This window comes from Streptomyces paludis (assembly GCF_003344965.1).
GTDB lineage: Bacteria > Actinomycetota > Actinomycetes > Streptomycetales > Streptomycetaceae > Streptomyces > Streptomyces paludis.
Genome location: NZ_CP031194.1, coordinates 6,041,027 through 6,062,291, shown reverse-complemented (window position 1 = coordinate 6,062,291; position 21,265 = coordinate 6,041,027). Strand labels below are relative to the sequence as shown.

17 protein-coding genes are annotated in these 21,265 nt (G+C 71.9%); 4 read left to right on the top strand and 13 right to left on the bottom strand.

Annotated features, from left to right (window positions below):
* Positions 1 to 104 precede the first annotated feature (104 nt).
* From DVK44_RS26770 to DVK44_RS26745, 6 genes are all read right to left on the bottom strand, one after another.
* The gene (locus DVK44_RS26770; RefSeq protein ID WP_114662712.1) at positions 105 to 953 is read right to left on the bottom strand and encodes a S1 family serine peptidase; all 849 of its coding nucleotides are present in this window, start codon (positions 951 to 953) and stop codon (positions 105 to 107) included.
* Between the two features lie 156 nt (positions 954 to 1,109).
* Entirely contained in the window at positions 1,110 to 2,651 is a 1,542-nt protein-coding gene (locus tag DVK44_RS26765; protein ID WP_114665455.1) for an RNA polymerase sigma factor, read from the bottom strand.
* A gap of 347 nt (positions 2,652 to 2,998) precedes the next feature.
* Entirely contained in the window at positions 2,999 to 3,886 is an 888-nt protein-coding gene (locus tag DVK44_RS26760) for a FadR/GntR family transcriptional regulator (protein ID WP_181957537.1), read from the bottom strand.
* Positions 3,887 to 4,046: 160 nt separating this feature from the next.
* On the bottom strand, positions 4,047 to 5,810 hold the full coding sequence (locus DVK44_RS26755; RefSeq protein ID WP_114662708.1) for an ATP-binding cassette domain-containing protein: 1,764 nt from the start codon (positions 5,808 to 5,810) through the stop codon (positions 4,047 to 4,049).
* A 170-nt stretch (positions 5,811 to 5,980) separates the two neighbouring features.
* Positions 5,981 to 6,745: an NUDIX hydrolase gene (locus DVK44_RS26750; RefSeq protein ID WP_114662706.1), complete on the bottom strand. Its 765-nt coding sequence runs from the start codon at positions 6,743 to 6,745 to the stop codon at positions 5,981 to 5,983.
* A gap of 189 nt (positions 6,746 to 6,934) precedes the next feature.
* Positions 6,935 to 8,266, bottom strand: a complete 1,332-nt coding sequence (locus DVK44_RS26745) for a DUF4192 domain-containing protein (protein WP_114662705.1) — start codon at positions 8,264 to 8,266, stop codon at positions 6,935 to 6,937.
* Positions 8,267 to 8,377: 111 nt separating this feature from the next.
* Here DVK44_RS26745 and DVK44_RS26740 point away from each other — a divergent pair, with 111 nt between their 5' ends.
* Together DVK44_RS26740 and DVK44_RS26735 are read left to right on the top strand one after the other, a co-directional pair.
* The gene (locus DVK44_RS26740; protein ID WP_114662703.1) at positions 8,378 to 10,549 is read left to right on the top strand and encodes a RecQ family ATP-dependent DNA helicase; all 2,172 of its coding nucleotides are present in this window, start codon (positions 8,378 to 8,380) and stop codon (positions 10,547 to 10,549) included.
* 216 nt (positions 10,550 to 10,765) lie between these two features.
* Positions 10,766 to 11,395 (top strand): hypothetical protein, encoded by a 630-nt coding sequence (locus tag DVK44_RS26735; RefSeq protein WP_114662701.1) that lies wholly within the window; start codon positions 10,766 to 10,768, stop codon positions 11,393 to 11,395.
* Positions 11,396 to 11,497: 102 nt separating this feature from the next.
* Here the strand turns inward: DVK44_RS26735 and DVK44_RS26730 are convergent, their stop codons facing one another.
* From DVK44_RS26730 to DVK44_RS26710, 5 genes are all read right to left on the bottom strand, one after another.
* A complete protein-coding gene (locus tag DVK44_RS26730; protein WP_114662699.1) occupies positions 11,498 to 12,142 on the bottom strand; it encodes a hypothetical protein in 645 nt (214 codons plus the stop codon).
* Between the two features lie 140 nt (positions 12,143 to 12,282).
* Positions 12,283 to 12,993 carry a ribonuclease HII gene (locus tag DVK44_RS26725; protein ID WP_114662697.1) on the bottom strand — a complete coding sequence of 237 codons (711 nt, stop codon included), beginning with the start codon at positions 12,991 to 12,993 and terminating at the stop codon, positions 12,283 to 12,285.
* A 158-nt stretch (positions 12,994 to 13,151) separates the two neighbouring features.
* Positions 13,152 to 14,078 carry an ADP-ribosylglycohydrolase family protein gene (locus DVK44_RS26720; protein ID WP_114662695.1) on the bottom strand — a complete coding sequence of 309 codons (927 nt, stop codon included), beginning with the start codon at positions 14,076 to 14,078 and terminating at the stop codon, positions 13,152 to 13,154.
* A 71-nt stretch (positions 14,079 to 14,149) separates the two neighbouring features.
* A complete protein-coding gene (locus DVK44_RS26715) occupies positions 14,150 to 14,809 on the bottom strand; it encodes a histidine phosphatase family protein (protein ID WP_114662693.1) in 660 nt (219 codons plus the stop codon).
* 107 nt (positions 14,810 to 14,916) lie between these two features.
* Positions 14,917 to 15,522 carry a YdbC family protein gene (locus DVK44_RS26710; RefSeq protein WP_114665454.1) on the bottom strand — a complete coding sequence of 202 codons (606 nt, stop codon included), beginning with the start codon at positions 15,520 to 15,522 and terminating at the stop codon, positions 14,917 to 14,919.
* A gap of 207 nt (positions 15,523 to 15,729) precedes the next feature.
* Here DVK44_RS26710 and DVK44_RS26705 point away from each other — a divergent pair, with 207 nt between their 5' ends.
* The gene (locus DVK44_RS26705) at positions 15,730 to 16,251 is read left to right on the top strand and encodes a TerD family protein (RefSeq protein WP_114662691.1); all 522 of its coding nucleotides are present in this window, start codon (positions 15,730 to 15,732) and stop codon (positions 16,249 to 16,251) included.
* A gap of 130 nt (positions 16,252 to 16,381) precedes the next feature.
* Here the strand turns inward: DVK44_RS26705 and DVK44_RS26700 are convergent, their stop codons facing one another.
* Positions 16,382 to 19,264, bottom strand: a complete 2,883-nt coding sequence (locus DVK44_RS26700; RefSeq protein WP_114662681.1) for a vitamin B12-dependent ribonucleotide reductase — start codon at positions 19,262 to 19,264, stop codon at positions 16,382 to 16,384.
* A 146-nt stretch (positions 19,265 to 19,410) separates the two neighbouring features.
* Entirely contained in the window at positions 19,411 to 19,920 is a 510-nt protein-coding gene (gene nrdR, locus DVK44_RS26695; protein ID WP_114662679.1) for a transcriptional regulator NrdR, read from the bottom strand.
* Between the two features lie 523 nt (positions 19,921 to 20,443).
* Here nrdR and lexA point away from each other — a divergent pair.
* On the top strand, positions 20,444 to 21,229 hold the full coding sequence (gene lexA / locus DVK44_RS26690) for a transcriptional repressor LexA (protein WP_114662677.1): 786 nt from the start codon (positions 20,444 to 20,446) through the stop codon (positions 21,227 to 21,229).
* The last annotated feature ends 36 nt before the right edge of the window (positions 21,230 to 21,265 follow it).

The window sequence follows — 21,265 nt, the reverse complement described above, 5'->3', positions numbered from 1 at the left end:
CGGGCGACCAACCCCGCACCGCGGGGTGGCCGCCCGTTCTCGTCATCGCGGGCCCCGGCCCGCACCCGGAGCGGCCCCGCTCCGGAGCCACGCTCCGGGCGCGCTCACCTCGGTACGCGCGCCCCGACCGCGTCGGCGATCGGCCGCGCCCCCGTGGTCACACGGGTGTAGACACCCGGACTGTCGGCCCGCCCGCAGCCGCTCCCCCAGGACACCAGCCCGATGAGCCGCCCCTGGGCCACCAGCGGCCCACCGCTGTCCCCCTGGCACGCGTCGTGCCCGCCCGCCGTATCGCCCGCGCAGAGCATGGTGGCCGATTCATAGCGGTCCCCGACACCGCCCGGATACGCCCGCTCACAGTTCGCGTCCGGCAGCACCGTGACGGACGCGGAGCGCAGCACCGTGGCATAGTCGCCGTCCCCCGAGGTGTCGCCCCAGCCGTAGACGGCCGCCGCCGTGCCGGGCGCCGCGGCCGGATCACCGGGCTCCGCGGGCTGGATCGCGTATGTCTCGGGCAGCGGTCCGGCCAGGGTGAGCACCGCCAGATCCGGCCCGCCGCGCCCCGGCTCGTACGCCGGATCGACGAAGACGGAGCGGACCGCCACCTCCCGCCCGCCACTGCCACGCAGCCGCTCGCGGCCCGCGATGACCCTCAGGTCCCGCATCTCCTCCGGGCGTACCCCGAGGGCGTCCACGCCCATGCAGTGGGCCGCGGTGAGCACTTTCGTCGGCGCCACCACCACGCCTCCGCAGAACTGGCCCGCCCGCGAGGTGCCGAACCGCTCACGGCTCGACACGGCCACGACCCAGGGGCTGTCGGCCGCCTTCACCGGCCGGCCGCCGATCACCACCCGATCGGCGGCAGCCGGTCCGGCGGTGGCGAGCGGCAGCGCGGCACCCGCCGCGGCCATGACCACCCCCGCGGACAGCACTCGGGCAAGGGAACGACGCATTCGGGCTCCTGACTCTCCGGTGGGCAATGACCTACCCAGAGTCATTCAACCGGTCGCGTCCCGCACCCCGGCGCGCAACGCGAAGACCCGGAGCCAGGAGGCGTCCGGGTCTTCGGCGAGCGCTTCGCGCGCCCCCCTCGATCAGTCCAGGAGTGATCAGTCCAGGTAGTCGCGCAGCACCTGGGACCGCGACGGGTGGCGCAGCTTCGACATGGTCTTCGACTCGATCTGACGAATGCGCTCGCGCGTCACTCCGTAGACCTTGCCGATCTCGTCCAGCGTCTTGGGCTGGCCGTCGGTGAGACCGAAGCGCATGGAGACCACGCCCGCCTCACGCTCGGACAGCGTGTCGAGCACCGAGTGCAGCTGCTCCTGGAGGAGCGTGAAGCTCACGGCGTCGGCCGGGACGACCGCCTCGGAGTCCTCGATGAGGTCACCGAACTCGCTGTCCCCGTCCTCACCGAGCGGAGTGTGCAGCGAGATCGGCTCGCGGCCGTACTTCTGGACCTCGATGACCTTCTCGGGGGTCATGTCGAGTTCCTTGGCCAGCTCCTCCGGGGTGGGCTCGCGGCCCAGGTCCTGGAGCATCTGGCGCTGCACACGGGCGAGCTTGTTGATGACCTCGACCATGTGCACCGGGATACGGATGGTGCGGGCCTGGTCGGCCATGGCGCGGGTGATCGCCTGCCGGATCCACCAGGTGGCGTACGTGGAGAACTTGTAGCCCTTGGTGTAGTCGAACTTCTCGACCGCGCGGATCAGACCGAGGTTGCCCTCCTGGATCAGGTCCAGGAAGAGCATGCCGCGGCCCGTGTAGCGCTTGGCCAGCGAGACCACGAGCCGGAGGTTGGCCTCCAGCAGGTGGTTCTTGGCGCGCCGGCCGTCCTCGGCGATGATCTCCAGCTCGCGTTTGAGCTTGGGGGCCAGCTTGTCGGAGTTGGCGAGCTTGTCCTCGGCGAAGAGACCGGCCTCGATGCGCTTGGCCAGCTCGACCTCCTGCTCCGCGTTGAGGAGCGGGACCTTGCCGATCTGCTTGAGGTAGTCCTTGACCGGGTCGGCGGTGGCACCGGCGACGGCGACCTGCTGAGCGGGCGCGTCGTCCTCGTCGTCGTCGGAGAGGACGAAGCCCTTGTTCTCGCCCTCGGTCTCCTCCTCCTCGCCCTTGCCGGCCTGGAGCTCCTCGGTCGGCTCTTCGCCGTCGACCTCGTCGGCGTCCTTCTTGCCGGTGGTCTTCTTCGCTGTGGTCTTCTTGGCCGCGGTCTTCTTGACCGTCGCCTTCTTGGCCACGGTCTTCTTCGCGGCGGCCTTCTTGGCGGGGGGCGCGGCGTCGCCGGCCTCCGCGGTCTCGGCGGCCGAGGCGGTGGTGGCGGCCGCGACGGTCCTCGTCGTGGTCGTCTTGGCCGCGACGGTCTTGGTGGCGGTGCGCTTGACCGGGCTCTTCGCTGCGACGCTCTTGCGGGTGCGCTTCGGCGACTCCGCGGCACTGACCATCAGCGTCACACCCTCTTCCTCGAGGATCTGGTTGAGGCTGCGCAGAACGTTCTTCCACTGGGTTGGCGGAATCTGGTCGGCCTCGAAGGCGCGACGCACGTCATCGCCGGCGATCTGCCCATCAGCCTTTCCTCGCTCGATGAGCGCCATCACAGACACGGACTCGGCGATCTCCGGCGGGAGGGTACGGGATGTGCTGGCCGACACGAACAACCTCTCGGAACGATGGAAACGGCTTCCGGCCCCGCCCATGATCGGGCCGGAGCCGACGACCGTCGGCTGGGGATGTGCCGACGGCGCGGGCTGGACCTCGGAGCTGAATACAGCGCCACATGTGGCGGGCGTATTCCTTCCTCGGCTGTCACCTCTTAGGTCATCGCACTGTCTCCAGGAGTGTTACGCCCAATCCGCGTGGCCCGAGTCACACCCCATTTGCGACAAGCGACCAGAAGCGGGATGTAAGGCATCACGATCGCATCGCCGGACCCCCGGGATCCGGCGACACACGATGCGTACCTCCCCGTACGCCCCGCCCCGGCCCGGGGCGGAGGCGCTCAGTGCTCGCGCGGCGCCGGAACGACGCGCTCCACTTCCGGCTGGACGGTCAGCAACTGACGCATGGCCGACTCCGCGGCGGCCCCGTCGCCCGCGCCCAGCGCGTCCGAGATCCGCACATGGTGGCCGAGCGACGCCTCGGTCGGGCGGTCGCATCCGGCGATCGGGCCGCCGGAGACCTGAAGGGCGGCCGAGACGATGCCCGAGAGGTGTTCGAGCATCCGGTTGCCGGCGAGCTGGATCAGCAGGGAGTGGTATTCGGCGTCCGCCCGCGAGAAGGTGATCGCGTCGCCCTGGGCGAGGGCGTGCCCCATGATCCCGACCATGTCGACGAGCCGCTGCTGGACGTCCGCCCTGCCGTGGCCGGCCGCCAGCCGCGCGGCGAGGGGCTCGATCGTCCAGCGCAGCTCGCTCAGCTCGCGGCGCTGGTCGTCGCGCTGCGGTCCGAAGGCGCGCCATTCGATGATGTCCGGGTCGAGCAGATTCCAGTCACTGACGGGCCGGACCCGGGTGCCGACATTGGGCCTGGCGCTCACGAGCCCCTTGGCCTCAAGGACGCGCAGCGACTCCCGCACCACCGTGCGGGAGACCTCGAAACGCTGTCCGATCTCCTCCGGTACGAGCGGCCGGTCGGCGCCCAGGTCGCCGGAGACGATCATCTGCCCCAGCTGCTGGACGAGTTGGCCGTGCAGCCCGCGTCCGCGGCTGCTCGCCGTACGGCGTCCCACCCGGCCCAGATCGGTGTCGGCGCCGTCCCAGACAGGGGCGGGCACGCGGTCGGCGCCGGGCGCCTCCGCATAGGGGTAGCGGTCGATTCCGCCCGGGTCGGCGAGGCCGGACTCGACGGAGCGGGCGGCGGTCATCATGGTGTGCGCAAGGGTACTCACGCATCCTTTGTCGGCGCTGATTCCACGAGCCTTGAGGTCTTTGGTGAAAAGCACACGAAAGGGTGATCGGCACCCACCCCTCGATTGACGCCTTATCGGAAAGAAGCGGGCGTTATCGGGGTAGTTGCGGACACCTCCGTACCGTCCGGTCGCCCGGCGGTCACCAACGGGCCCTCCGGCGAAGGCCGGTGAGCAGATACGCGCAGAGCAGGACGGACAGCGACAGCGCGAGCGCCGCCGCGACCGGCTGGGCGACGAGTCCGGCCGCGGCCGTCAGCCAGTGGTCGATCCGGTGCGGCCACGCGGGCCAGGCCAGCTCCCGCAGCCTGCCCGGGAGTCCGACGACCGAACGCACGGACGGTCCGGTGAGCGCCTTCTGTACGAGGGGACCGACCAGGGTCGGTACGGCGACGACGGCGGCCATTCCGGCGATGGTGACGCGGAAGATCCCGGCGCCCAGCAGCCCCGCCCAGGCGCAGCCGACGGCCAGCCCGGCCCAACCGGCGCTCAGTACGGGCCAGTTGCCGGGTACGGGCACGGCGGCGGCGCCGTACACGAGCCGCAGCGCCCCGGCGTCGGCCACCACCGACAGGGCGGCGAGCAGCAGGGCCGCGACCCCCGTCACGGCGAGCTTGGCGACCAGCAGGCCGAGGCGACGCGGCACGGTGCCGCGCGCCCCGGCGAGCGCCGGGTAGCGGTACTCGTCGCCGAAGGAGAGCGCGCCGAGCAGTCCGGCGCCGAGGGCCGCGGGGGGCAGCGGCAGGAGCGCGGGCCAGGCCGCCAGCAGCCCGGGCAGCGGGGTGCCTCCGGTCCGGGCGAGGGGTACGGCTAGGGCGACGGACGCGACGAGGACGGCGGCGGCGATCAGCGGCGCGGACCGCACCCCGCACATACGGCGGAGTTCGTAGCGCACCGGCCGGAGCGGGCTGCGGACCGGACGCGCGGACAAGGGCGGCAGCGAAACCGTCCCGCCGCCGACGGGACGGGGGACGGCGGGAGCACCGGCGGCAGCGGGTGCGGGCATGGCGGAAGGGGCGGCGACGGGCCCGGTGTCGCCGATCTCGTCGGCGAGCCGATGGACCAGCACGCCGTGCCGGAACGCGGTCTCGCCGACCTCCGGGCAGCTGCTGCCGTAGACGGTGAGCAGACTGCCCGCGCCCTCCTCCGCGACCACCTCGACGGAGCGCCGGCCCGCGCGGGCCTCGCGGTTGAGCGCGTCCGCCAGGCGTGCGGCGTGCGGCGTCGTGACGGCGACCCGGGGCCGCAGCCGGGTGCGGGCGAAGGAGGCCGCGTCCTGGTCGGCGACGAGCCGGCCCCCGTCGACGGTGACGACCCGGTCGGCGGTCCTGGCCGCCTCCTTGGGGTCGCTGGTGGTGTAGAGCACGGTGCCGCCGTGTCCCGCGTGGGCGCGCAGCAGTCCGTGCAGCCAGCTGTTCTCGCGGGGCGAGAGACCCGCCGAGGGCGCGTCCAGCAGCAGGGTGTGCGGGTCGCCCAGCAGCGCGGAGGCGAGCCCGAGCCTGCGGTCCATGCCGAGCGAGAGCGAGCCGAGACGCTCGTCGCGCAGCGCGCCGAGACCGACGACGTCGAGGAGTTCGTCGGCGCGCGAGGCGGGCACGCCCGCGGCGGCGCAGACCATCCTGAGCTGCCCCCTGGCGGTACGCGCGGGATGACCCGGCACATCGCCGAGGAGCACCCCGATCTCCCGGGCCGGGTGGCCGATGCGGTGGAGCGGCCTGCCCCGGAAGTAGGTGACGCCGCGCCCCGGTTCGAGTGCGAGCATCAGCCGGAGCGCCGTGGTCTTTCCGGCTCCGGGGGCACCGAGCAGCGCGGTGACGGAGCCCGGCGGGGCCTCGAAGGTCAGATCGTCCACGGCGGGGGTGAGGTCTCGACGGGGGGCACTGGTCAGTCCGATGGCCTGGAGCATCGCTTCTCTCGCGGAAGAGGTGAGACCGCTCGGCTGCGGAGCGGATACCCCAGCAAGATAACGCTATATGTCCGACTTGCGACGTAGGGCATGCGCCGGGTGTCCGGCCCGCGCCCCGATCCGGCGCCCCCGGACCCCGAAGCCCCGGCCGGGCCCCGGGACTTCGGGGCTCAGACCTCGGGGCGCAGCATCGGCGGGTTGAGCACGGTCGCCCCGCCGGCCCGGAACAACTGGGCGGGCCGGCCGCCCTGCCGGGTGGTGGTGCCGCCCGACGGGACCAGGAAGCCCGGTGTGCCCGTCACCTTGCGGTGGAAGTTACGGGGGTCGAGCGCCACCCCCCACACCGCCTCGTACACCCGGCGCAGCTCGCCGACGGTGAACTCGGACGGGCAGAACGCCGTGGCCAGCGAGGAGTATTCGATTTTGGACCGGGCGCGCTCCACTCCGTCCGCCAGGATCCGCGCGTGGTCGAAGGCGAGCGGTGCGGGCTGCTCGTCCTCCCGGGCGAACCCGCCCTCCTGGCCGAGCAGGGCGTCGACCGGGGCCCAGCGCGCGCTGTTGGCGTCTCCCCCGGCCCGGGGCGCCGGAAGGTCGGGGGACAGCGCCAGATGGGCGACGCTGACCACCCGCATCCTGGGGTCCCGCCCGGGGTCCCCGTAGGTGGCGAGCTGTTCGAGATGGGCCGCGTTCCCCGGCGCCGGGGACACCGGGTCGTGCGCGCAGAGCCCGGTCTCCTCGGACAGCTCACGCGCCGCCGCCGCGGCGAGGTCCTCGTCACCCCGGACGAATCCGCCGGGCAGTGCCCACCGGCCCTGGAAGGGCGGCTCTCCGCGCCGCACGACCAGCGCGCAGAGCGCGTGGCGGCGCACGGTGAGCACGACCAGATCGACGGTGACAGCGAACGCAGGAAAGGCCGACGGGTCGTAGGGGGGCATGCGCCGATCATAGTCGTCTCCCTGACGATAAACACTCCTTCGCGCAACCTCGTCCGGTGCTTCTCGGCCATCCGCACACCCGCCTCTCCGGGGCCCGTCACCCGGGCCCGGACCCGGGACCGCGCCCGGGTCCGTACGGATGCGCCGCCGGGGTGTCCGCCGGTGCGGCCCGCCCGCTCGCCCCGGCGGTCATCGCCCGGTCCTGCTTCCGCGCTGTCCGCTCCGTCCCGCGCGGTCCCGGCCCGTCCGCGCACCGGCCCGGGGTCCTGTCCGCGGCAGGACCCGCGGGGACTTCGGCCGCCGCGTCCCCGCGGCCGGACGCCCCACCACGCGTCCTGCCCGCCCGGCCCGCCCGCCGGGCCCGCGGGTGCCGGCCGGCCCGCGGCTGACGCGTTCCTCCCGCAGACAGTGGCGCAGCGCCTCCGGGTCCAGCCCCTCGTTGCACGCCTGGTGCAGGAGTTGGGCGAAGACATACTTCGGGTCGAGCCGCAGGGCGAGCCCGAGGGCGACCCGGGCGCCGGGCTCGTCGCCGGTGGACCAGGCGACCCAGCCCGCCAGGGCCAGCGGGGCCGCCGCGTGTTCGGCGTACGAGCCGACGCAGCGCCGGGAGAGCGCGCGCCAGAGCCGCAGCGCGGGCGCGGCCTCCGCGCCTTCCATCCACTCGGCGGCACGGTCCCGGGTCTCCCGGTCCTGGAGGCCGAGAATCACGGCCGCCGCCTCCTCGTTGCCGATCAGCCGGTCGTCCTCGGCGTCCTGCCGGGCGGGCGCCGCGCCCCGGGGCCGCTCCGCCCGGGCCAGCCTGTCCCTCAGGTCCCGGGCCAGCTTCAGGGTCTCCGCGCCGACCTTCTCCCGGCTCCCGCCGGTCAGGATCCTGGGGACGAGCGCGGTGCCCGCGTCGTCGAGCGCGCGTTCCTGTTCCTCGGCGGCCGGGGTGCGCCAGGGTTCCAGACGGGCCTCCATCTCGCGCAGCGATCCCCGGACCTGGACCCCCGCGTAGGTGGCGGCCGCGGCCATCACCGAGGTGCCCGGCAGAGCCAGCCCGGTGCCCTCGGGCGGGCAGCAGCGGGTGTCGGGGCAGCAGTAGGACCAGAAGCGCCCGCCGGAGATGCAGAGCACCTCGTGCACGGGCACGTCGAGACGTCCGCAGGCGGTCCGCAGCCGCTGCGCGAAAGGGCGGAGGCGCTCCATCACCTGCCGGCCGGTCTCCCCCTCCGCCGGGTCCTGGCAGAGAAAGGCGACCACGCCGTCGGGCCGGGAGCCGCGCCGCTCGCTGCCGTCGATCAGGCAGTCGGCGAGCTGCTCGGCCACCGGCGGCCACTCCTGCGGCGAGCGCGGGATGCCGAGCCTGAGCCGCCCGCCGAAGCGTCCCCGCTCGCCGTGGAGCGCGACCATGACGACCGAGTCGTCGGGGTGGAAGCCGAGCACGTACGGCAGGGCGTCCGCGAGTTCGGAGGGGCTGCGCAGGGTGATGCGCTGCTCGTCGGCGGATCCGGTCGGTTCGTGGTGCTTGTGCGTGTTCATGGCTCGACGGTCTCGCGGGACGGCCGTATCCCGCGACCCCTGTGGATAAAGTTATCCACAGGGTGTCGCACGCATTCGCGGTTTGTCCGGGCCATCGGGTTGCATGGGGGCATGACCAACCCAGACCGCGCAGCTCTCCGGGCCTCGGCCGACTCCGTACTCGCCCGCCTCGTCGGGAGTGCCGACGGCACCGCCCGGCTGCGTGAGGACCAGTGGCGGGCCATCGAGGCGCTCGTCGCCGACAAGCGCCGGGCGCTGGTCGTCCAGCGCACCGGCTGGGGGAAGTCGGCGGTCTACTTCGTCGCGACATCCCTGCTGCGGGCGGCCGGCGCGGGTCCGACCGTGATCGTCTCCCCGCTGCTCGCGCTGATGCGCAATCAGGTGGAGGCCGCCGCACGGGCCGGGATCCGGGCCAGGACGATCAATTCGTCGAACGCGGAGGAGTGGGACACCATCCAGGCGGAGGTGGCCGGCGGCGAGGTCGATGTTCTGCTGGTCAGCCCCGAACGGCTGAACAATCCGGACTTCCGCGACCAGGTGCTGCCCCGGCTCGCCGCGGCGACCGGTCTGCTGGTGGTGGACGAGGCGCACTGCATCTCCGACTGGGGCCACGATTTCCGGCCCGACTACCGGCGGCTGCGGACCATGCTCGCGGAGCTGCCGTCCGGAGTGCCGGTCCTCGCCACGACGGCCACGGCGAACTCCCGGGTGACGGCCGATGTAGCCGAGCAGCTGGGGACGGGCGCGGGGACGGACGCGCTGGTGCTGCGCGGGCCGCTGGACCGGGAGAGCCTCAGTCTGCATGTGCTCCGGCTGCCGGACGCGGCGCACCGGCTGGCCTGGCTGGCCGACCATCTGAGCGAGCTGCCCGGGTCGGGAATCATCTACACCCTCACGGTGGCGGCCGCCGAGGAGGTCACCGCGTTCCTGCGTCAGTGCGGGCACACCGTCGCCTCGTACACGGGCCGTACGGAGAACGCGGAGCGCCAGCAGGCGGAGGAGGATCTGCTGGCCAACCGGGTCAAGGCACTGGTCGCGACTTCCGCGCTCGGCATGGGCTTCGACAAGCCCGACCTCGGATTCGTGGTCCATCTCGGCTCGCCGTCCTCGCCCATCGCCTACTACCAGCAGGTGGGCCGGGCCGGCCGCGGGGTGGCGCACGCCGAGGTGCTGCTGCTGCCCGGCAAGGAGGACGAGGCGATCTGGCAGTACTTCGCCTCGGTCGCCTTCCCTCCGGAGGAGCTGGTGCGCCGCACCCTCGATGTCCTGGGACGCTCCGACCGGCCGCTGTCGCTGCCCGCGCTGGAGCCGCTGGTGGAGCTGCGGCGCACCCGGCTGGAGACGATGCTCAAGGTGCTGGACGTGGACGGCGCGGTGCGGCGGATGAAGGGCGGCTGGACGGCGACGGGAGAGCCCTGGGTGTACGACACCGAGCGGTACGCCTGGGTGTCGCGGCAGCGCGGGGCCGAGCAGCAGGCCATGCGGGACTACGCGTCGGGGACCGGCTGCCGGATGGAGTTCCTGCGCCGGCAGCTGGACGACGAGGAGGCCACCGCCTGCGGGCGGTGCGACAACTGCGCGGGGGCGCGGTTCGAGGACAAGGTGACCGGCGCGGCCCTGGACGCGGCGCGCGGCGAGCTGGGCAGGCCGGGGGTCGAGGTGGAGCCCCGGAAGATGTGGCCGACCGGGCTGGCGGCGGTCGGCGTGGACCTCAAGGGCCGTATTCCACCGGGCGAGCAGTCCTTCGCGGGGCGCGCGCTGGGCCGGCTGTCCGACATCGGCTGGGGCAACCGGCTCCGTCCGCTGCTCGCGCCGCGGGCCCCGGACGGCCCGGTGTCCGACGAGGTGGTGGGCGCGGTGGTGAGCGTGCTCGCCGACTGGGCGAAGGGGCCGGGCGGTTGGGCCTCCGGCGCGCCCGACGCGCCGCCCCGGCCCGTCGGGGTGGTGACCGTCGCCTCGCACGGCAGGCCCCGACTCGTCGGATCGCTCGGCAGCCGTATCGCGGAGGCCGGCCGGATGCCCCTGCTCGGGACGGTCACGTCCACGCCGGACGCGGCCGACGGTGCAGCCTCCCGTACGAACAGCGCGCAGCGGGTCCGGGCGCTGCACCAAACGCTGGCGGTGCCGCCCGAGCTGGCCGCCGCCCTGGTGTCCGCCGGCGGCCCCGTCCTGCTCGTCGACGATCTCTCGGACACCGGCTGGACGCTCGCGGTGGCCGCGCGGCTGCTGCTCCGGGCCGGTGCGCAGGGGGTGTTCCCGCTGGTCCTCGCCGTTCAGACCTGACCGGACAGGCCGCTCGCGGTGGATCACGGCAGGGATATGGCCGTCATTTCTCCGCATTCCGGTCGGCGGCGCCAATTGCTCGTTGCCGCGCGCCCCCGCGCCGGTGAGAATTGGAACTGCCCCCGCACGGCCCGTTCGCGATCCGCCAGGGCTGTGCCGCGGCGCGTGCCCACCCGCCCCTGCCCGCAGTGTGGGCGCGTATGCGAAGGGAGGAACGTGACCTTCGGATTCGCTCCGTCCGCAGCCGGTTCCATGAACAACCCGGCCGTTTCCGTCAGCCGCCTCGCCAGGATGCTCGAACCCGCCGAGTGGGCGGCGGCGGGAATTCCGCTGCTCGGGGATCCCCGCGAGGTCGTCAGCGGCCTGCACAGCCGGCACCGGCCCCTGCCGGGGACCGCTGTCGTGGCCGTGCTCGACCATGAGGAACGGCTCGCCGCCAGCGCGTCGTTCGTGCCCCGTGCCGTCCCGGTGGACGGCTGGGAGTTCCGGAACGCGCTCCTGGCCCATCTGCGCCGTGTCATTCCGCACGATCTGCGCCGTCGCACGCCGGTCCGCACCGCCGTGCTGCTCTACTGCCGCGAGGGCGACGCGCGCTGGACGGAGGAGGACGGGGCGTGGCTCTGGGGGCTGCGGGACGCCTGCACCCTGCACGGGCTGCGCTGCGGGGCGTACATCACGCTGACGCGCGGCGGCTGGCAGGTGCTGGGCGAGGGCCGGGGCGGCCGTCGGCCCAGCTCCGAGTCGCCGCCCGCCGCTCTCGCGGAGACCGCCGCCGAGCCCGCGTCCGCACCACCGCGCGGCGGCGGTGGAGCCATGGAAGCGCTCCGGCGTACGGCCGCACGCTGACGCACGGCGGCCCGGCCGCCCCCGGAGCGGGCAGCCGGGTCACGACCGGGCCGTACGACGTGCGCTTCCGCCCGACCGGAGGCGCACCCGATGTCGTACGGCTCAGACGCCCGCGCCGAGCAGGGGGTTGATCTTCGCGGAGTCGCCGCACACGATCAGCAGGGCGGCGGCCCGCTCCCGGGCCAGGGGCAGCACCCGGGCGACGGCCTCGTCGCCACCGCCGTTCGCCACGACGACCACGACGGGCCGGGGGCGCGCCCGGGTGACAGCGGCGGCGTCGGCGAAGAACACGTCTTCGCGCGCGTCGTGCTGGGCCCAGTACGCGGCTTCGCCGAAGGACAGCTCGTGGGTGGCCCACGGGTGCTGTTCGCCGGTGGTGAGCACGAGGATGTCGCCCGGCGCGCGACCGGAGTCGAGCAGCAGGTCGACCGCCTCTTCCGCGGCGTCGAGCGCGCCCGCGACCGGCGCCGGAACGAGCTGGATCCGGGGTACGGAAGGGGAGTTGGGGGTGGAAGTGCCGGGCGCCTCGGGCTGGCCGGCGGGCTGCGAGCGCTGCGCCGGCGGCGCGGGCCTCGCGGGACGGGGACCCGGACGTCCGGGACGCGGCGTCGCGGCGGAGCGCGGCCCGGGAACGGGACGCGGACCGGGTACGGGACGAGGGGTCGGCGCGGTACGGCCGGTGGCCGGCGCGGCGCTGGGACCCTGGGCTCTCTCGTGAATCTGAGGCTCCTGAGGGATGAGAGGCATGACTGGATGTCTATCAAACACCGGTGCTAAACGCATCGGCGGGTGGGCACATTCGTACCCATACCCACTGCCGGAAGGGCACATGGGTGAGAAGAGCACCGAACATTCCGGACCGCGGTGCGGCCCGGAGCGCCGGACGTTCAGAAGTCGAAGCCGAGTTGGCCCCCGCTTTCCATGGCTGCGGCCTCCGGGGAGACCCGGACCTTCTTGAGGTGCCGCCATCGGGGCAGCGCGTCGAGATAGGACCACGAGAGCCGGTGGTGCGCCGTCGGACCCCGCTCCTCCAGCGCCGCCCTGTGCACGGGCGAGGGGTAGCCGGCGTTGGCGTCGAAGGCGAAGGGCGCGTACTGCTCGGACTCCGCGCCCAGTTCGGCCATCATGGCGTCCCTGCGCACCTTGGCGAGCACCGAGGCGGCCGCCACCGAGACGCAGGACTGGTCGCCCTTGATGACCGTACGCACCTTCCAGGGTCCTCCGAGATAGTCGTGCTTGCCGTCGAGGATCACCGCGTCGGGCCGTACCGGCAGCGCCTCCAGGGCGCGTACGGCGGCGAGCCTGAGCGCCGCGGTCATCCCGAGGGCGTCGATCTCCTCCGGGGAGGAGTCCCCGAGGGCGTACGAGGTGACCCACGACTCCAGCTCGCCGGCCAGCTCCGTACGGCGTTTGGGGCTGATCAGCTTGGAGTCGGTGAGACCGGCGGGCGGTCTGCGCAGTCCCGTGACGGCCGCGCACACCGTGACGGGTCCGGCCCACGCGCCGCGTCCGACCTCGTCGACGCCCGCGATGATCCTGGCGTCGGTGGTGGCGCGCAGCGAGCGCTCGACGGTGTGCGTGGGTGCTTCGTACGGCATGGCACTAGTCAGGTTACGCCGCCCGGACCGGCTGCGACAGACCGGGTACCGTCCGGCCCGCGCGGAGCGGGACCGGGGGCGCCGCAGGCGGCCCGCGAGCGGCGCTCCGGGCCCAACTGGCCGTGCCCCCGGGCCTGTCCGCGGTGGCCGGATCCGGCTCAGCGGTCGGAGGCCGCGGAGGGCAGCCACGCGGGCAGCGCTTCCGTTCGCGCCCACCAGTGCTCCGGCGGCGCCCCCGCGCGCCCCGCGGCGATCACTCCCCCGGCGATCGCGCAGGTCGTGTCGGTGTCCCCGCCCGCCTGGGCGGTGGTCCAGAAGCCCCGCTCGTAGTCGTCGAGCGCGCGGGCGGCCGACCACAGGGCGAAGGGGACGGTGTCGTGGGCGCTGGTGCGCCGGCCGTTGCCGAGGACCGCGGCGACCGTGCCGGCGTCCGCGTAGTCCAGCATGTCGCGGGCCCGGCGCAGCCCCGCGCCGACCGCGCTGCGCGGCACCAGCGCGACGACCCCGTCGAGCAGCGCCCCGGGCGAGGGCGGCCCCGCCGGGGAGGCCGCCAGGGCAGCGGCGGCGGCGACCGCCATCGCGCCGGCCACGGCCTCGCGGTGCTGGTGGGTGGTGTACGCGGAGATCTCGGCCTGGTGCGTGGCCTGTTCCGGGTCGTCCGCGTACCAGGCGCCGAGCGGCGCGATCCGCATCGCGGCGCCGTTGCCCCAGGAGCCCTGTCCGCCGAAGAGGCCGGCGGCGAGTTCACGCCAGTCGCCCCCCTCCCGGATGAGCCGGAGCATCCGATTGACGGCCGGACCGTATCCCCGGTCGAAATCATGGCGCACGGCGAACGAGTGCGCGAGCGCGTCCTGATCGATACGGCCGTGCGCGGCCAGCACCGCCAGGACCGACGCGCCCATCTCGGTGTCATCGGTCCACTGCCAGTCGCCCGGCGGCAGCTCGCGCCGCTTCAGCAGTGGATAGTTGGACGGTACGAAGAACTGGGAGCCCAGGGCGTCTCCCACGGCCAGCCCCCGCAGGCTGGCGAGAGCGCGCTCGAAGCGCGGGCCGGGGCTCCGGCCGGGCACGGAATCAACGGTCATCGCACACTCATTCTATCCGGTGCGGCCCCATCGGCGCGGCTCTGTGCGGTGCGGCTCTGTCCCGTACGGCGTCATCCGGTACGGCCGTACGGCTCGGGGAGGCGCCAGCGCTCGAAAGGCCGGTCCAGGGTGTAGCTGCCGTCCGCTCCCCGCAGCAGGATCCTGGTCTCCGCGTTGCCCGGGTTCGACAGTGACTCGAATTCGGCCACCGACCAGTGGAACCAGCGCATGCAGAACAGCCGCATGGTCAGCCCGTGGGTCACCAGCAGTACGTTCTCCGGCGAGTCCGGCGCGTCGAAACTGCGGTGAAGCGATTCCAGGAACGCGCTGACGCGGTCGTACACATCCGCGCCGGACTCGCCCTGCGCGAAGCGGTAGAAGAAGTGCCCGTACGCGTCCCGGTACGCCTTCTGGAGGCGGACATCGTCCCGGTCCTGCCAGTTCCCCCAGTCCTGCTCGCGCAGCCGGGGCTCCTCCCGTATCCGCACCTGTCCCGGGTCGAGGCCGAACGCGTGCAGCGTCTGATGGGTTCGGCGGTACGGGGAGACGAAGACGTTGATCCGCTCCCCGCCGAACAGCTCACGCAGCCGCGCCCCGGTCTCCTCGGCCTGTCTGCGGCCGGTTCCGGTGAGCGCCAGGGCATGGTCCGGCTCCCTCTCGTACACGGTGTCGTCCGCGTTGCCCTCCGACTCGCCGTGCCGGACAAGGACGATGCGTCGCGGTCGGGCCATGCCCCGACCCTAGATCGGGCCGGATCCGATCGTACGACCGGCTACCGCTATTTACCGGCCATTCGGCGCAGCAACGGGACAGACGGACATGGCCGGAAACCGTACGGTCACACCGTCCAGGAGGCTTCGAGGTCGACGACGTCCCCCGCCAGCGCCGCCACGTCCGAGGCCGTCTGCGCGCGCAGGGTCAGCCGCTCGACGCGCTCGGCCCGGTACTTTCCGTGTTCCGCGGCCGACTGCCACATCGAGAGCACGATGAACTCATGGCCGGGCGCCTCACCGAACACTCCGCGCACCATGCCGGGCGATCCGGCCATCGCGGGGTTCCAGACCTTCTCCTGCATCAGCGCGAAGTGCTCCACCCGGTCCTCGTGGACCTTGCAGTGCGCGACCCGGACCACATCCGCGTCGGTGAACCGCGGCTCGAAACCCGTCTTCACATCGAAGCGGTAGTCGAAGAGCTTGACCTGGCTGTCCTTGAACGTCCCGACCTGTGAGGCGGCCAGCCGGTCGTGCGAGCGCGCCATGAACGAGTCGTAGAAGGCGCGGCTCTCCCAGAACGCGAACACATGGACCACGCCCGGCCTCGCCCTGCTCCATCCCCCGCTCTGTCCCCGGAACCCCGGCTCACCGAGCAACCCCGCCCATTTCCGCTGTCCGCGTTCAAAACCTCGACGGTCGACCACGGTGCAGCGAATCCACTTGACCAGCACGGCGCCATCGTACGGCGCGGGACGTGGCACCCGTCACTCTCCCGGGGGAGGCGATACCGATGCGATACGGAGCGGCCGTACGCGGCGTACGCCGCCCGCGCGCGGCGAGTACCGGCCAAGCTGGCGTCAACTGGACAGATCGCCCCACGCGTTGTCGTACCCCCGGTCTAGCCTTGGGTCCGACGGTCCGACGGAGGGGGAAGACTGGTGAGCAGTCTCAACAGGGGAGTGTCCAAGGTCGAGGTCGCGCTCAAATGGGACCCGAGCCCCAGGGGCGGTCCTCCGCACGATCTCGACATCGTGGCGGCGACCTTCACGTCCGACGCCCCCACGGTGCCCGCCTATCTGGTCCACTTCGCCAGCCGCTCCCCCGACGGGACGATCACCCTGGACCGGCAGAGCCGCACCGGCCAGGGCTTCGGCGACGACGAGGAGATGACGCTGGAGCTGGACCGGCTGGGCGCCGGCTATGTCCGCGTGGTGGTCGGCGTGGCCATTCAGCAGCACGACGGCCACCGGACGTTCGGCGAGATCGCCAACCCCGCGGTCCGGATCATGGAGGGATACACGGAGCTGGCCGAGCACGACTTAACGGGACTCGCCGACGCCACCGCCGCCACGGTCGCCGAGTTCACCCGCGAACCCTCGGGCTCCTGGCGCTTCCGCCCGTCCGTCCGTGGCTTCACCGACACCGACCCGCAGTCCTTCGGCGCGCGCATGGGCGCCTGACCCCGCCACCACCCCGGCGTACCGGCCCGGCGCCCGTACGGACACCGGAGGGGCGGCGGACCGACCGGCCCACCGCCCCTCTCAGCGCGTCCCCGTACGCGGCCGAACAGGCCGCGTACGGATCATCGGATCAGCTGCACCCGCTGGTGGAGCCACAGCCCTCGCAGATGTAGCAGGATCCCGCCCGCTGCATCTTGGTGCCGCAGGAGAAGCAGAGCGGCGCGTCGGCGCTGATGCCCAGCTGCATCTCGACCAGTTCGGCCGAGGTGTGCGCCACCTTCGGCGCCGGCACGGCCGCCGCCTTGGGCGCCGCCGGCTCCGGTGCCTGCGCGACCGGCTGGGCCAGGGTCAGGCTTCCCGAGTCGAGCCCGCCCTCGTCCAGGGACGGCTCGTACGAACCGGTGTCCAGGTGGCGCTGCCGCTCCTCGGCCGAGTGGATACCGAGGGCCGAGCGGGTCTCGAAGGGCAGGAAGTCCAGTGCGAGACGGCGGAAGATGTAGTCAACGATCGACTGCGCCATCCGTACGTCCGGGTCGTCCGTCATACCGGCCGGCTCGAAGCGCATGTTCGTGAACTTCGAGACGTACGTCTCCAGCGGAACGCCGTACTGAAGACCGACCGAGACGGCGATCGAGAAGGCGTCCATCATCCCGGCGAGGGTCGAACCCTGCTTGGACATCTTGAGGAAGACCTCACCGAGACCGTCGTCGGGGTAGGAATTGGCTGTCATGTACCCCTCGGCGCCACCGACCGTGAAGGAGGTGGTGAGACCGGGCCGGCCCTTGGGCAGACGCTTGCGGACCGGGCGGTACTCGATGACCTTCTCCACCGCCTGGCGGATGGTGTCCTCGGCCTTCTCGGTGACCTTCTCCTCCTCCTTCTTCTTGGCGGAGAGGGGCTGGCCGACCTTGCAGTTGTCGCGGTAGATCGCGAGCGCCTTGACGCCCATCTTCCACGCCTCGAAGTAGACCTCTTCGACGTCCTCGACGGTGGCGGTCTCCGGGAGGTTCACCGTCTTGGAGAGCGCGCCGCTGATCCACGGCTGGATGGCCGCCATCATGCGGACATGTCCCATGGCGGAGATGGAGCGCTCGCCCATCGCGCAGTCGAAGACCTCGTAGTGCTCGGTCTTCAGACCGGGCGCGTCGACGACCACACCGTTCTCGGCGATGTGGGCGACGATCGCCTCGATCTGCTCGGGCTGGTAGCCGAGGCGGCGCAGCGCCTGCGGAACGGTGCCGTTGACGATCTGCATCGAACCGCCGCCGACCAGCTTCTTGAACTTGACCAGCGCGAGGTCGGGCTCAAGACCGGTGGTGTCGCAGGACATCGCGAGACCGATGGTGCCGGTCGGGGCGATGACCGACGCCTGGGCGTTGCGGAAGCCGTTCTTCTCGCCGAGGCGCAGCACGTCCTGCCATGCCTCGGTGGCGGCGGCCCAGACCGGACCGTCGAGGTCGTCCACGTGGACGGCCGCGGCGTTGGCGTCGGAGTGCTGCTTCATGACGCGCTTGTGCGGCTCGGCGTTGCGGGCGTAGCCGTCGTACGCGCCGACGACCGCGGCCAGCTCGGCGGAGCGCCGGTAGGAGGTGCCCGTCATCAGCGAGGTGATGGCGCCGGCCAGCGCGCGGCCGCCCTCGGAGTCGTACGCGTGGCCCGTGGCCATCAGCAGGGCGCCGAGGTTGGCGTAGCCGATGCCGAGCTGGCGGAAGGCGCGGGTGTTCTCGCCGATCTTCTGCGTCGGGAAGTCCGCGAAGCAGATGGAGATGTCCATCGCGGTGATGACCAGCTCGACGACCTTGGCGAAGCGCTCGGACTCGAAGGACTGGTTGCCCTTGCCGTCGTCCTTGAGGAACTTCATCAGGTTCAGCGAGGCAAGGTTGCACGAGGTGTTGTCCAGGTGCATGTACTCGCTGCACGGGTTCGAGCCGTTGATCCGGCCGGACTCGGGGCAGGTGTGCCAGCGGTTGATCGTGTCGTCGTACTGGATACCCGGGTCGGCGCAGGCCCAGGCGGCCTCGGCCATCTTGCGGAAGAGGGTCTTCGCCTCGACCTCTTCGATGACGTCGCCGGTCATCCGGGCCCGGAGCCCGAACTTGCCGCCGGCCTCGACGGCCTTCATGAACTCGTCGTTCACCCGGACCGAGTTGTTGGCGTTCTGGTACTGGACGGACGTGATGTCGTCGCCGCCCAGGTCCATGTCGAAGCCCGCGTCGCGCAGGGCGCGGATCTTCTCCTCCTCCTTCACCTTGGTCTCGATGAAGTCCTCGATGTCGGGGTGGTCGACGTCGAGGATGACCATCTTGGCCGCCCGGCGCGTGGCGCCGCCCGACTTGATGGTTCCGGCGGAGGCGTCGGCGCCGCGCATGAAGGAGACGGGGCCCGAGGCGTTGCCTCCGGAGGAGAGCAGCTCCTTGGAGGAGCGGATCCGGGAGAGGTTCAGACCGGCGCCCGAGCCCCCCTTGAAGATCATCCCCTCTTCCTTGTACCAGTCGAGGATCGAGTCCATGGAGTCGTCGACCGACAGGATGAAGCACGCCGAGACCTGCTGCGGCTGGGGCGTGCCGACGTTGAACCAGACCGGCGAGTTGAAGCTGAAGATCTGGTGCAGGAGGGCGTAGGCCAGCTCGTGCTCGAAGATCTCGGCGTCGGCGGGCGAGGTGAAGTACTGGTGGTCCTCACCGGCCTTGCGGTACGTCTTCACGATCCGGTCGATCAGCTGCTTCAGCCCGGTCTCGCGCTGCGGGGTGCCGACGGCCCCGCGGAAATACTTGCTGGTGACGATGTTGACCGCGTTCAGCGACCAGAAGTCGGGGAACTCGACGCCACGCTGCTCGAAATTGACCGAGCCGTCGCGCCAATTGGTCATGACGACGTCACGGCGTTCCCAGACGACCTCGTCGTACGGATGCACGCCGGGGGTCGTGTGGATCCGCTCGATGCGCAACCCCTTGGCGCTCTTGGTCCCCTTGGCGCGGGTACCTCGTGCCGGGCCGCTCGCCGTCTCTGTCATGCCGCCTCCCATGTACGTACAAAAACGCCCTGAAGTGCCATGTTCTTCCCGTGGCACGGGCTGTTGTCTGGTGCCTCGGGCATGCAGGGAGCACACCCGGGACAGGTCTGTCGTCACCGCGGAGCGGCCAGGATCGAGCCGGCCGGTCAGTCCGCGGCGGTGGCGGGTACGGGGACCTCGCTGGCCCCGTCGACGCCGCATTCCTCGGAATGGGGCCGCTCGCGCAGTTCGGCGATGGCGGCCTCGAAGTCTTCGAGCGAGTTGAACGCCCGGTACACGGACGCGAAGCGCAGGTACGCGACGAGGTCCAGCTCCTGCAACGGGCCGAGTATGGCCAGCCCCACGTCGTGGGTGGTCAGCTCGGCGCTCCCGGTGGCGCGCACCGCCTCCTCGACCCGCTGGCCGAGCTTGGCGAGGGCGTCCTCGGTGACCGGCCGCCCCTGGCACGCCTTGCGCACGCCGGAGATGACCTTGGTGCGGCTGAAGGGCTCGGTCACACCGCTGCGCTTGATCACCATGAGTGAGGCGGTCTCGACCGTCGTGAAACGACGGGAGCAGTCGGGGCACTGACGGCGGCGCCGGATGGACGTCCCGTCGTCGGTGGTGCGGCTGTCGACCACACGACTGTCGGGGTGCCTGCAGAAGGGACAGTGCACGATTACCAACCCTTCTTCACAGCGCGGCGAAATAGACCCGTCAGGGCCCGGAAAGAGCCCCTCGAAGCGTTCCCCAGCATAGGCGATGTCCCGCCCGTCCTCGCACGGGGACCACAACCTCTGGGTGGTTGCGACAATCCAACCACTAGATCTGGGGTTTCACCGCAAACCAGGACCCAGCGCGTGTCGCGTGTCGGGGCAGCGGCCGGACGCTTCGGCGACCGGCCCCGAGAGTACGGGAAGGGCGCGGCGCCGCCGCTGCCGGGCCACCCGGTGGAAGACTGGGCCCGCTCGTCGAACACACCGCCCCACCGTCACACCGCGTGGCCGGCGGCGTGGCGGCGAAAGCCCGCGGAAACACCGGGCGAAGGCCCTGCGGAACCACCGAATGAGCGTCCTATACACCCAGTCGGATACTCAAAGTAGGCAGTCTTCGATTTTTCACTCGAACGTGTGTTTGGCGCAACCTTTCGAAAGCTACTACCGTTGTCCAGCTAGGGAGAACATTTCGAGAGGGGCCGACGTGACCACCACCGCAGACAGTGCCACCATCACTGCCCAGGACCGCTCCCAGAGCCGATTCGAGCCGGTGCATGCCATGAATGACGCAATCATGAATCCGGAGGGCTCCAAGCCCACCCGCTCGCTGCCCGGCCGGCCTCCAGGGATCAGGGCGGACAGCTCCGGTCTCACGGACCGGCAGCGGAGGGTCATCGAGGTCATCCGCGATTCCGTACAACGGCGCGGCTACCCGCCCTCGATGCGGGAGATCGGCCAGGCCGTGGGCCTCTCCAGCACCTCGTCCGTGGCCCACCAGCTGATGGCCCTGGAGCGCAAGGGCTTCCTGCGCCGCGACCCGCACCGCCCGAGGGCGTACGAGGTCCGGGGCTCGGACCAGCCGAGCACCCAGCAGACGGACACGACCGGCAAGCCGGCCGCGTCGTATGTCCCGCTCGTCGGCCGGATCGCCGCCGGAGGGCCGATCCTCGCGGAAGAGTCCGTCGAGGATGTGTTCCCGCTCCCCCGCCAACTGGTGGGCGACGGAGAGCTGTTCGTCCTGAAGGTCGTGGGCGACTCCATGATCGAGGCGGCGATCTGTGACGGCGACTGGGTGACGGTCCGCCGCCAGCCCGTCGCGGAGAACGGTGACATCGTCGCCGCCATGCTGGACGGGGAGGCGACCGTCAAGCGCTTCCGGCGCGAGGAGGGCCATGTCTGGCTCCTCCCGCACAACGCGTCGTACCAGCCGATTCCCGGCGATGACGCGACCATCCTCGGCAAGGTGGTGGCCGTCCTCCGGCGGGTCTGACCCCGCTCGTCCACACTCCGTTCCCAGTTGCGGTAC